This window comes from Neobacillus niacini (genome assembly GCF_048572935.1).
GTDB lineage: Bacteria > Bacillota > Bacilli > Bacillales > Cytobacillaceae > Neobacillus > Neobacillus niacini.
Window position 1 is genome coordinate 5,668,222 of sequence record NZ_CP183883.1, and the last position, 10,832, is coordinate 5,679,053.

A 10,832-nucleotide genomic window follows, 5' to 3' on the forward strand; every position below is an offset into this window, starting at 1 on the left:
TATTCGTTAGCTCTAGAGGAAATAAAAATACGTTTTTGGAAATCAAAAAAACACCGCAAAATGCGGTGCAATTTTAGGAAGTGATACTTTTTATATGGATTCTTTATAAAGCTTAAGCATTTTATGAAAAGAAACTGGAAAAGCATGCTCTTCTATTTCATCTAAAGTGATAAATTTCCATTCACTATTTTGCGAAAAATCTGAGTCAATTTTGCCTATATATACACGGATATTCCAGACTAGGTGGGAAAAAACATGTTCTATTTGACCAATATTCTTTTCTATCTTAATATTCATATCAAATGATTCTCTGAATAACCCGGCAATTTGGGCACGTTCGATTACAAATGGTTCATGAAGTTCCACATTTGGAAATTCCCATAAATTCGCTAGCAGCCCATTTTCAGGACGTTTATGAATTAATATACTTCCAGTTTCATCCTTCACAATAATTGCTGCAAGCTCAACACTTCTTTGTGAGTTCTTTTTCGTTTTGACAGGAAGTTCAGTCTCGACTCCCTCATGAAACCCTTGGCAATGATCCCGTACTGGACAGAGTAGACAAGATGGGGATGTAGGAGTACAAATTAATGCACCCAATTCCATTAATGCCTGATTAAAAGCAGAAGGATCATCATGGGAGATAATCTGCCTAACAGCGTTTTCGAATACCTTCCTTGTTGATGGCTTCGCGATATCCTCCCAAATCGATAGGATTCTTGATAAGACTCTCATCACATTCCCATCTACCGCTGGTTCAGGAATACCATAGGCAATACTTAAGATTGCACCTGCAGTGTAGGGACCCACTCCCTTAAGGTTTGAAATCTCCTTTGGTGTATCCGGTACCTTACCGTCGTATTTGGCGTTTACTTCCTTAACAGCTGAATGTAAATTTCTGACCCGTGAATAATAACCTAGCCCTTCCCACGCTTTTAGAACTTTTTCTTCATTTGCGGTGGCCAGATCTTCTATAGTTGGAAACCATTCTATAAATCGATTAAAATAAGGAATAACCGTATCCACTCTTGTTTGCTGCAACATGATTTCGGATACCCATACTTTATATGGATCCTGATCTTTTCTCCATGGCAAGTCGCGTTGTTCGGCTTTAAACCAGGATAATAAATCTTCCTGAAAATTTTTTATTGAGATATTTTCTATGTTTTTCAACTCATTTACCATTACAAAAGTTCCTCCAGCCTGTTAAACAAAACGAAATAAGGGAATATAATAATAAGCATTTTTTAACGATAAGCCAATTTAAGTATTTTGACAAGAACTTATTAAAGGAGGATTTTTCCTTTTGGATACTGGAACTCATGTTGTTATGGGAATTGCCCTTGGCGGTCTTGCGACTCTTGACCCAGTGGTTGCAAGTAACTCAGCAACTGCCACGAGTGTTTTAATTGCTACCATCGCTGGCTCACAAATACCTGATATTGATACCGTTCTAAAGTTAAGAAATAATGCGATTTATATTCGTAATCATCGTGGTGTCACTCATTCAATACCGGCTGTGCTTTTATGGCCCCTTATTCTACTAGCGGTGATTTTCCCCTTCTTTCCAGGGGCAAATCTTCTTCACCTATGGGGCTGGACCTTTGCAGCGGTTTTCATCCATGTTTTTGTAGATATTTTTAATGCTTATGGAACACAAGCACTTCGACCTTTTACATCTAAATGGGTGGCGCTGGGAGTAATTAATACCTTTGACCCTATCATCTTTGGAATTCATGTGGCAGCCATCGTTATTTGGGTTATCGGCGCACATCCTGGATATACCTTTTTAACAATGTTTGTCGTTTTATTTGGGTATTATTTACTTCGTTTTTATGCCCAAGCGAAAGTACGGGCAGCCGTTAGAAAAATGATTCCCGATGCGACTGATATCATTACGTCACCAACCATGAAGTTTAACTTCTGGAGAATAGCTGTTATGAATGAAGAGGAATTTTTTGTTGGCAGGGCAATGGGAACAAATATTGTTATATACGATCGTTTCAAGCGGGTACCTGTTCCCAAAACGCCAGTCCTCGAGGCAGCTAAAAAAGATAGTAATCTTGCGGCCTTTCTATCGTTTTCTCCAGTGTACCGTTGGGAATTAGATGAGTACGATGACCATTACGAAGTTCGATTCATTGATTTAAGGTACCGCAGCAACGGGCATTATCCTTTCGTTGCAGTAGTCCAGTTGGACTTGGAGCTAAACCCAATAAGCTCTTACACAGGCTGGGTGTTCAGTGAAAAGAAACTACGAAAAAAGCTCAGTATTATACCGAGTTGATAAAAAAGAAGCGGAATCAGAGTAGATTTCGCTTCTTTTCGTTGCTATTTATACATGTGGAAGAGCCTTGGTTTACCGGTACTGTGGTCATTAGTTCAACGATGTTTTGTCTGGTTTGAGAAATTCTTTATATTTTGGATTTTTAGCCACAAAGTCATGGAGTCTTCCGCCATAATTTTCTATCCATTGTCTCACAATTCTTTCGGTCATTTCACTGCCAAGATAATCTCTTCCTGCCTTTGCAGCGGTTGTTTCGAAATCCTCCCACATTAATTCAACCCACGTCCTTGCTTGATTATAGGAGAGCATATCGTTTTTTTCTAACAATAGTTTTGCTAATTTTTCATGATAATCATTCATACATTCACCTCATTGCCAATTTCTTATAACATAACCTGCTCCTAAAATTCGAATACTATTATCACGTGATAAGCACTGGTGTGACGACACTTTGCTATTCATGGTTTCTCATTCCCTTTTAATGGAGGTACAGCATGAGAAATAAAGAAACCAATTTCCCTAACCAAAACAACAACAAGTTAGAGGGAGAGCCTAGAGCAAAAGCAGAATATGCTTCTAGAAGAGCCGATGGCACAATCAATACACACCCGCAGGAGCGGATGCGTGCTTCTGGTCAGCGTGAAAAGGATACACCTGAGTTTATGTAGTCCTCAAACAGGAGCAAACCAGAGACTTGTTCTCTGGTTTGTTTTATTTATTTAAGTTCTTTTAACATTGAAATGGGTAAGGCTTCCTCTTTCCCATCACCTTTTAAGCGGTATCCCCAAGCAAATACACCATTTAGATAGTCTATTTTAAAATACTCCCCTGGGTCACCCTCCAGTTCATAAATTTCTCCTGGCTTGAAATTGGATGGCTCCAATAGATAGGCTCGTGCCATAACAGCCTTCCTCTCGAGCACAGCATACTCACTAACCATCCCCATTTGCTCTGCTTTTCGCGCTTTCTCTAGCAGCTGAGCGATTTCCTGCTTTAATTCTTGCTCTGTCATGGAACTATAGCGTCTCTCCTGTTGTTGCATTTCTTCCCACTCCCATTTTCGTTTTTTCCTTTATTTTAGTATAGTTATTTTTATGCAATTAATAAAGGATGAAGGAGAGAATTCAATGAAAACCATCATTGTTACCGGCGCTGGTTCTGGATTGGGGAAGGAATTATCCTTATTATTCTCACAGCAAGGCTATCACGTCTTATTGACAGGAAGATCGGGCAATAAGCTTTCCTCAGTTAAAAGCGTGATTGAACAAGCAGGCGGTAAGGCAGATTTTGTTGTGCTTGATGTGCAACAAGAATCCGATATTACAATGAAAATGGAGGAAATAGGCAAAACCTACAAAATCTTTGGGTTGGTCAATAATGCTGGTGTCGGACATTTCGGTCCTTTTGTGAAAATTACACAACGAGAAATTAGCGAGATGCTTCACACGAATATTCTAGGTACCATCTTAATGACAAAAGCTGTATTGCCTTTACTTCAAGAACAAGGTGAAGGTCTGCTGATTAATATTATTTCAACCGCAGGATTAAGAGGGAAGGTCAATGAAGCTGTTTATGCCGCTAGTAAATTTGCTGTCAGAGGCTTTACTGAAAGTCTGCAAAAAGAATACGAAAATAGTCCGATTAATATTAAAGCTGTTTATATGGGTGGCATGGATACTCCTTTTTGGGAAGGCAGCAATCACGTAGCTGACTCTTCACGCTTTCGTTCAGCTAAAGAAGTAGCGGAAATGATTATCGAGCAAATCCACCAGAATGAGATTATTATTGAAAGTAAAAAATCATGACGACCAGTGTCATGATTTTTCACTTTCTCCTAGATATTTTTCAATCAATTCGATTGAAAACCCTTTTCGATATAAGGTTTGTTTCATTTTCTGTTCGTATTCAAAGCCGCTATATTTACTATACTTCCGCTTCGCTTTTTCGCCTTGATACCTAATGGCTTCCATTTCCTGATCTTGTTCTTTATCCATATTAACTTCATTTAGTGCTGCATGAATAATTTCAAAAGAATAGCCCTTCCTTAACAACAATTGTTCCGCTTTTTGCTTAACAATCCTCATCGAATCCTTTGTGCTTTTTTTTATTAATTTTTCGGATACCTTTATTGCTTTTTCAACTTGATCCTCTTTAGAGTACTCGGCCATAGCCTGTTTAATGAGAGCCTCAGTGATACCTCTCTCTTTTAACTCCGTTATGATTAAGTCTGGGCCTTTATCTGCCGTATTCATTTGAGTTCTTACAAAGGAAAATGCATATTCCTCATCATTAATGTATTTTTGAGAATCCAATTTATGTAGAACTTCAATAATGATAGGTTCTTCTACTTCCTTTTGTGTCAGATATTCCTTTATTTCTTTTTCAGATCTCATTCTTCTGGCCAAATAATTAACAGCGAGATGATAGGCCTTCCGGATATCGTCTTGATACTGTATTTCCTGAATGGAAAGTTCATCAATCTCCAGCCCTTTTTTTAAATGAAACCTTACGAGTACATCGCTATCGACACTAAAGGCATATTCTTCACCTTTTCCATAATCCATAAAAATATTAAAGCGGTCTTTATTCTTCTGCTGTGTGGTGATTTTTGTAATAACAGCCATATCCGTCACCTCACCCTTACTTTACCATATTTTTTTCACATTTGAGTATCATTCCATTCTTATAAGGTAAAAATGGAGAATGTGCTTAAATTTTTCCATAAGCTTTATAACGATTAACAATAATGTTGAAAGGAATGAGCAAAATGGCAGGAAAAAAGAAGAAGGATATGGGCAGGGGTAAATACAGCTTAACAAGTACACAAGAGGTACTGTATCAACGTGACTTTAAATTAGCAGATCGTGCTGGCGGATTTAACGACAGTAAAACTAAACTTTAATATTTTTCCACTAATGGACCTCTTTCTAATGGTAAAGCTAATAGAGGGAACTTCTTACGTTGTTCCTTAAATGCTAACATTGAAAGGGGTTTTTCTAATGGGTCGTGCGCAGGGACATAAAACTCGTGATAAAAACAAAGCATCACTTCCACAGGTTCCTAAAAACATGAAATCAGATGGTTATGATGTGGAATATTCCGCTGAATTTGCTGATCATGCAGACCTTGAAGCAATGGCACGAGCAAATGCAGCCAACCAGCGCGTGAAGCGTAGAAAAAACAAATAACCCTTTTGAGAAAAATCGCAGTAGTTTTGCTGCAAAAAAAAGAGAAGCAGGTTTATCCTGCTTCTTAAAAATTTATAAGGGGGAAAAATGTTAAATCATCGTGTCCTATAGAGAGATTATCGCCATTGTAGGCAAACAGGACTCGGTAAAACTCATTAGGTGATTGTGAATTGAATCACTATCTCCTTACCTCTTCACTATACCCTCGTCTTCCTCCAATAACAACGTCATTCACACTTTTTTAACATATTAATGTTAGAAATATGAATAGCATGTGAACTTTATAAGCTGGTTATATTAGAAACTCATTAAAGCGGCAATAATGAAATGGTTTCTTTTGATTTTATGTGTGCAATCATATCTAACCATTCCTGCGGCTTATTTGAAAGAATGGAATAATAAGTGGTCAGAAAGTCAGCCACAAGGGAGGCAGGAATATATTCAAGATCATCGTTCATTGGCATAAAGCAAAAGTCCAGTCCTTTAACACCCTCGCCATTATTCTCCCATGACGGATGTACGTAGTCTAAATTGATTCGTTTATATCCTAAATGGGAAAGAACTTCACGACGCACATAAGGGTCCATGACCTTCACACCGCCAAATTCGTGACCTACCCGATATGGATCATAAATTTCGGCAAACATACCGAAAAGCTCTTTACCATTTTCAGCTGCAAGCTTTTGCAAGTCCTTTAGACGGTTCTGTGCTAAAAATCGTCCAAGGCTAAGACCAGGCTTACTAATGATTGTGAAATCTGTCATCGCAATATTCCATTTTGGATAATAGCGATACTCAGTTGCTCCTACAACTTCATCTCCGTTAACTGCAACGAATACGCGAATACCCGGATCTTCTAAGGGCTCTCTCCATAGGTCATACTCTAAGACTTCCTCAGGCGGAAAAATTTCTCCCATTAGATCATGAAGTTTTTTAAAGTTTGGATCTTCAATACTCGTAATTCGGTTATATTCCACTTTTACACTCTCCCTATGTTCGATTAAATGGATTCTTCCATTCCATTAAGGCTGCGTAATTACACGATTCCTCATCTTCTAGATAATTTTCTACTATGCCAATCGGCACTCTTCCACAACGAAGCAAAAATGTAATAACAGGGTCTTTCAAATCCCCTTTTATTACTTTATTTAAATATTGTTGAGGTGTCAGGGTATCAGCTACCTTATGATAACCAGGCATTCTTCCGCCGCCCAGCAGCCTCACAAGCTTTTTCTGAATCACAACATGGTACATCGCCTGCATTATCAATTTTCCCAGACCAAACTTTCTGAACCTTGGCCTTACACTGATATCCACAATATAGAGTGTGTCACCACTAGGATTATGATTTTTAATGTATCCATGGTCCGTGATCTCTTCCCATGTATGCTCCATATGGTTAGGATCAAAATCCACACAAAGCCCTGTAAGGGAACCGGCTAAAATACCATCTACTTCAATACATATAGCTCCCTCTGGGAATCTCATCACATGGTTTGATAATTGTTCTTTATTCCACCATAGTTCTGAAGAAAATGGAGGCGGAAAGCATTCAGACTGTATTTGAATAAGTTCGTCAAAATCGTCTTGAGTGTAATTGCGAATGATTACAGGAACTGGCTTATCTTGGTCAAATACGTAGAATTCGCTCCGATACATGGCCAATCCACCCTTCCATTAGTTTTCCCAATCAGGATATAAATCTGTTCTCCGGTCACGCCAAGTTGTTACCGAACCACGTTCTCTAACTTCATATAATAACTCTAAATCAAGGTCTGCTGTTACTACCATATCGTTGTTCATTTCACCCTCCACGAGAATACCTTTTGGCGGGAACGGGATATCATTTGGTGTAATAATAACTGCTTGCCCAAAATTAGCCCGCATGAAATCAACGGTTGGCAAGGCTCCGACAGTTCCGGTTAAAACCACATATACCTGATTTTCAACAGCACGTGCATGGCTTGTATAGCGAACACGATGGAAGCCATGGCGGTCGTCGGTACAAGATGGACAAAAGATGACATCTGCCCCTTTGGCTTTTGCCATGCGGACGATTTCAGGGAACTCAATGTCATAGCAGGTAAGCAGGGCGATTTTTCCTTTTTCTGTTTCAAAGATTTGGAAGCTGTCACCCTTCTCCATGTTCCACTCATTTACTTCCGTAGGGGTAATATGAAGCTTTGCCTGCTCGCCAATTCTTCCATCTGGATAAAATAAATGAGCCGTATTATATAGCTTGCCGCCCTTTTCAATAACATGGGTACCGGCAATAATGTGCATGTTGGTTTGTTTCGCATAATTAGAAAACAATTCTCGGTATTGTTCGGTGAAACCTGGCAGATCATTGATGGTGAGACTCTGGCCCTTTCCATTTCCAATGGATAGCAGCTGTGTGGTAAAGAACTCAGGAAAAAGGACAAACTCTGCTCCAAATTCCTCCGCCGTTTTTATATAATGCTCGCATTGTGCGGCAAATTCTTCAAAGGATTGAATGGTATGTAAGTGATACTGTACAACCGAGACCCGTAATTTCATCGTTCTTCCTCCTTTTTAAAAAATCATATGAGGAAATTATCTACTATTTTGGATAGTAATACAAATAAAAAACCACCCTCCGGTGGTTTTCACTTATTTACCTAGTTTTCCTTCGCCAAGCTGGATTTGTTTTAGGACTTGTTCAGGAGATGTTCCACCGAAGCTATTACGAACGGCAACAACATGCTCTGGTGCTAGAACCTCATAAATATCCTCTTCAAATAACGAACTGAACTCCTGATATTCTTCAAAGCTCAAATCAAGCAAGAACTTTTGCTGCTGTATTGCATATAAAACAATTTTCCCAATGACTTCGTGTGCATCTCTAAATGGAAGACCTTTTCTCACCAAGTAGTCAGCAATATCAGTTGCATTTGAGAAGTCATTATTAATTGCTTTTCGCATAATCTCTTTATTTACCGTCATCGTTTCAATCATGGGTGCTAACAGCATTAGAGACCCTTCCAATGTCTCCACTGTATCGAACATTCCCTCTTTGTCCTCTTGTAAGTCCTTATTGTAAGCAAGAGGTAAACCCTTTAGGACAGTCAGTAATCCTATCAAATTTCCAAAGGTACGACCAGTCTTTCCTCTTAATAGTTCTGGAACATCAGGATTCTTCTTTTGCGGCATAATGCTAGAGCCGGTACAGAAGGAATCATCAAGTTCCACAAATTGAAACTCTTGGCTTGACCAAATCACAAGCTCTTCTGATAATCTTGAAATATGCGTCATGATGATAGAACCAATTGAGAGGAATTCTAAGATAAAATCTCGATCACTAACGGCATCCATACTATTTGGATAAATCGTCTCAAAACCAAGTATCTCCGCAACACGCTCACGGTTGATAGGGAATGTCGTCCCTGCTAAGGCACCAGAGCCTAATGGCAGCCAATTCACACGCTTTAAACTATCGATTAGTCTCTCTTTATCACGTTCAAACATCCAAAAATAAGCCATTAAATGATGAGCAAATGAGACCGGCTGCGCACGCTGGAGATGAGTATAACCTGGAATTAAGGTATTAATATTCTCTTTTGCCTGCACAAGCAGTGAACCTTGAACATCCTCAAGAAGTTTTATTAATTCCGTTGTCTTTGTTCGTAAGTACAGGTGCATATCAGTTGCTACTTGGTCATTTCGACTTCGCCCAGTATGAAGCTTGCCACCTACAGAACCAATTTTTTCAATTAATAACTTTTCAATATTCATATGAATATCTTCATCTTCAACTAAAAATTCAACTTCGTTATTGTCAACCATCGTTTTAATTTCAAGCAGTCCCGCTTTAATTTTTTCCGCGTCTTCAGCTGGAATAATACCGCACTCACCTAACATTTGAACATGCGCCAGGCTGCCGGCAATATCCTCTTTTGCAAGCTTTTGATCAAAGGAAATCGAAGCTGTAAATTCCTCAACTAACTTATTGGTTTCTTTCGTAAAACGTCCGCCCCATAATTTGGACATTGTTGCCCCTCCTCGAAAACTAACAAGTTTGCCCTCGAAAAGGTTTCGAGGGCACCCGCTTATTTCATTATTGTTTCTTTATTATTTACCTCAGAATATACTTTTGTTGGAAGTCCCCAAATTTTGATAAAGCCAACAGCAGCATTGTGGTCGAACGCATCCCCTTTAGAATAGGTTGCCAATTCTTCATTATACAGACTGTTCGGTGACTTACGACCGACAACGGTATGGTTTCCTTTATGAAGTTTCACACGAATAGTACCTGTAACGACCTTTTGTGTTTCATCAATAAAGGCATCAAGAGCTGGCTTTATTGGTGAATACCAAAGTCCTTCATAGATGATTTTTGCCATTTGCTGTTCAACTTGAGTTTTAAACTGAGTTACTTCACGTGTCAGTGTTAAAAATTCTAATTCTTTGTGAGCATTAATTAAAATTAACGCAGCAGGATTTTCATACACTTCTCTGGATTTAATTCCGACTAGACGATTTTCAATATGATCGATACGGCCGACACCATGCTTACCGCCAAGTTCGTTCAAAGTTTCAATTAATTGCACCAATGGCAGCTTCTCACCATTTAACGCAACCGGAACACCTTGCTCAAATTCAATTTCAAGATATTCAGCTTGATCTGGAGTTAATTCAATTGGAGCTGTCCAATCAAATGCAGCTTCAGGTGCTTCTGCCCAAGGATCCTCTAACACACCAGCCTCACAAGCACGTCCCCAAATATTAGCATCAATCGAGAAAGGATTGTCTAAATTCACAGGAATTGGAATACCATTTTTCTCGGCATATTCTATTTCCTCGTCACGAGTCATACCCCATTCACGTACAGGAGCCACAACCTTTAAGCTTGGGTTTAATGCTTGAATAGAGACTTCGAAACGAACTTGGTCATTTCCTTTTCCAGTACAGCCATGTGCTACAGCTGTAGCTCCCTCTTTTTCTGCAACTTCTACTAATAGTTTTGAAATTAACGGACGTGAAAGTGCAGATGATAATGGATATTTTCCTTCATATAAACAATTAGCCTTTAAAGCTGGTAAAATATATTCTTTCGCTAATAATTCTTTTGCATCAATCATATAGGCTTTAACAGCACCTACATTAAGTGCCTTTTGTTTAATTGCTTCTAGATCTTTTCCCTCACCAACATCTAGACCTAGTGCAATAACATCATATCCATATTTCTCCTGAATCCATTTCACTGAAACGGATGTATCTAAACCACCTGAATAAGCTAAAACGATTTTTTCCTTCGCCATTATATATATCTCCTCGCATATATGTGAATTAATATTCAATCAATAGAATTATTATACAACATAATTCAAAAAAATCTA

14 protein-coding genes are annotated in these 10,832 nt (G+C 38.7%); 5 read left to right on the forward strand and 9 right to left on the reverse strand.

The window, feature by feature from the left end; all coding sequences use genetic code 11:
- Nucleotides 1-90: 90 nt before the first annotated feature.
- On the reverse strand, nt 91-1,185 hold the full coding sequence (gene mutY / locus ACN6MT_RS27825) for an A/G-specific adenine glycosylase (protein ID WP_419954060.1): 1,095 nt from the start codon (nt 1,183-1,185) through the stop codon (nt 91-93).
- 121 nt (nt 1,186-1,306) lie between these two features.
- On the opposite strand from mutY, the gene ACN6MT_RS27830 reads away from it, so the two are divergent.
- Complete coding sequence (locus ACN6MT_RS27830) at nt 1,307-2,287, forward strand: metal-dependent hydrolase (protein ID WP_419954061.1); 981 nt, start codon at nt 1,307-1,309, stop codon at nt 2,285-2,287.
- A gap of 90 nt (nt 2,288-2,377) precedes the next feature.
- On the opposite strand, the gene ACN6MT_RS27835 is transcribed toward ACN6MT_RS27830, so the two are convergent.
- Nucleotides 2,378-2,647 carry a YfhJ family protein gene (locus tag ACN6MT_RS27835; protein WP_063254534.1) on the reverse strand — a complete coding sequence of 90 codons (270 nt, stop codon included), beginning with the start codon at nt 2,645-2,647 and terminating at the stop codon, nt 2,378-2,380.
- A 134-nt stretch (nt 2,648-2,781) separates the two neighbouring features.
- Here ACN6MT_RS27835 and ACN6MT_RS27840 point away from each other — a divergent pair, with 134 nt between their 5' ends.
- Nucleotides 2,782-2,955, forward strand: coding sequence for a small, acid-soluble spore protein K (locus ACN6MT_RS27840; protein ID WP_063254533.1), 174 nt, complete (start codon nt 2,782-2,784; stop codon nt 2,953-2,955).
- A gap of 47 nt (nt 2,956-3,002) precedes the next feature.
- Here ACN6MT_RS27840 and ACN6MT_RS27845 read toward each other — a convergent pair whose 3' ends face one another.
- A complete protein-coding gene (locus tag ACN6MT_RS27845; protein ID WP_419954062.1) occupies nt 3,003-3,329 on the reverse strand; it encodes a YfhH family protein in 327 nt (108 codons plus the stop codon).
- An 85-nt stretch (nt 3,330-3,414) separates the two neighbouring features.
- Between ACN6MT_RS27845 and ACN6MT_RS27850 the strand changes: the two genes are divergently transcribed.
- Nucleotides 3,415-4,092, forward strand: a complete 678-nt coding sequence (locus ACN6MT_RS27850; RefSeq protein WP_419954063.1) for an SDR family NAD(P)-dependent oxidoreductase — start codon at nt 3,415-3,417, stop codon at nt 4,090-4,092.
- Between the two features lie 9 nt (nt 4,093-4,101).
- On the opposite strand, the gene recX is transcribed toward ACN6MT_RS27850, so the two are convergent.
- Nucleotides 4,102-4,911 carry a recombination regulator RecX gene (gene recX / locus ACN6MT_RS27855; protein ID WP_419954064.1) on the reverse strand — a complete coding sequence of 270 codons (810 nt, stop codon included), beginning with the start codon at nt 4,909-4,911 and terminating at the stop codon, nt 4,102-4,104.
- 143 nt (nt 4,912-5,054) lie between these two features.
- Here recX and ACN6MT_RS27860 point away from each other — a divergent pair, with 143 nt between their 5' ends.
- On the forward strand, nt 5,055-5,189 hold the full coding sequence (locus ACN6MT_RS27860; protein WP_082799616.1) for a YfhE family protein: 135 nt from the start codon (nt 5,055-5,057) through the stop codon (nt 5,187-5,189).
- Nucleotides 5,190-5,286: 97 nt separating this feature from the next.
- Complete coding sequence (locus ACN6MT_RS27865; RefSeq protein ID WP_063254529.1) at nt 5,287-5,475, forward strand: YfhD family protein; 189 nt, start codon at nt 5,287-5,289, stop codon at nt 5,473-5,475.
- Nucleotides 5,476-5,783: 308 nt separating this feature from the next.
- Here the strand turns inward: ACN6MT_RS27865 and ACN6MT_RS27870 are convergent, their stop codons facing one another.
- The 5 genes from ACN6MT_RS27870 to ACN6MT_RS27890 form a co-directional block, all read right to left on the reverse strand.
- Entirely contained in the window at nt 5,784-6,452 is a 669-nt protein-coding gene (locus ACN6MT_RS27870; protein WP_419954065.1) for a GNAT family N-acetyltransferase, read from the reverse strand.
- A 13-nt stretch (nt 6,453-6,465) separates the two neighbouring features.
- On the reverse strand, nt 6,466-7,134 hold the full coding sequence (locus ACN6MT_RS27875) for a GNAT family N-acetyltransferase (RefSeq protein ID WP_419954066.1): 669 nt from the start codon (nt 7,132-7,134) through the stop codon (nt 6,466-6,468).
- Between the two features lie 18 nt (nt 7,135-7,152).
- Nucleotides 7,153-8,013, reverse strand: a complete 861-nt coding sequence (locus tag ACN6MT_RS27880) for a carbon-nitrogen hydrolase family protein (RefSeq protein WP_419954067.1) — start codon at nt 8,011-8,013, stop codon at nt 7,153-7,155.
- 93 nt (nt 8,014-8,106) lie between these two features.
- On the reverse strand, nt 8,107-9,483 hold the full coding sequence (gene argH, locus ACN6MT_RS27885; protein WP_419954068.1) for an argininosuccinate lyase: 1,377 nt from the start codon (nt 9,481-9,483) through the stop codon (nt 8,107-8,109).
- A gap of 59 nt (nt 9,484-9,542) precedes the next feature.
- Nucleotides 9,543-10,754 carry an argininosuccinate synthase gene (locus tag ACN6MT_RS27890; protein WP_419954069.1) on the reverse strand — a complete coding sequence of 404 codons (1,212 nt, stop codon included), beginning with the start codon at nt 10,752-10,754 and terminating at the stop codon, nt 9,543-9,545.
- Nucleotides 10,755-10,832: the final 78 nt, after the last annotated feature.

Excerpts from the sequence above, each read along its gene's own strand:
- mutY (WP_419954060.1), bottom strand. The coding sequence starts at position 1,185 with ATGGTAAATGAGTTGAAAAACATAGAAAATATCTCAATAAAAAATTTT.
- ACN6MT_RS27835 (WP_063254534.1), bottom strand. The coding sequence starts at position 2,647 with ATGAATGATTATCATGAAAAATTAGCAAAACTATTGTTAGAAAAAAAC.
- ACN6MT_RS27840 (WP_063254533.1), top strand. The coding sequence starts at position 2,782 with ATGAGAAATAAAGAAACCAATTTCCCTAACCAAAACAACAACAAGTTA.
- ACN6MT_RS27845 (WP_419954062.1), bottom strand. The coding sequence starts at position 3,329 with ATGCAACAACAGGAGAGACGCTATAGTTCCATGACAGAGCAAGAATTA.
- ACN6MT_RS27850 (WP_419954063.1), top strand. The coding sequence starts at position 3,415 with ATGAAAACCATCATTGTTACCGGCGCTGGTTCTGGATTGGGGAAGGAA.
- recX (WP_419954064.1), bottom strand. The coding sequence starts at position 4,911 with ATGGCTGTTATTACAAAAATCACCACACAGCAGAAGAATAAAGACCGC.
- ACN6MT_RS27860 (WP_082799616.1), top strand. The coding sequence starts at position 5,055 with ATGGCAGGAAAAAAGAAGAAGGATATGGGCAGGGGTAAATACAGCTTA.
- ACN6MT_RS27865 (WP_063254529.1), top strand. The coding sequence starts at position 5,287 with ATGGGTCGTGCGCAGGGACATAAAACTCGTGATAAAAACAAAGCATCA.
- ACN6MT_RS27875 (WP_419954066.1), bottom strand. The coding sequence starts at position 7,134 with ATGTATCGGAGCGAATTCTACGTATTTGACCAAGATAAGCCAGTTCCT.
- ACN6MT_RS27880 (WP_419954067.1), bottom strand. The coding sequence starts at position 8,013 with ATGAAATTACGGGTCTCGGTTGTACAGTATCACTTACATACCATTCAA.
- argH (WP_419954068.1), bottom strand. The coding sequence starts at position 9,483 with ATGTCCAAATTATGGGGCGGACGTTTTACGAAAGAAACCAATAAGTTA.
- ACN6MT_RS27890 (WP_419954069.1), bottom strand. The coding sequence starts at position 10,754 with ATGGCGAAGGAAAAAATCGTTTTAGCTTATTCAGGTGGTTTAGATACA.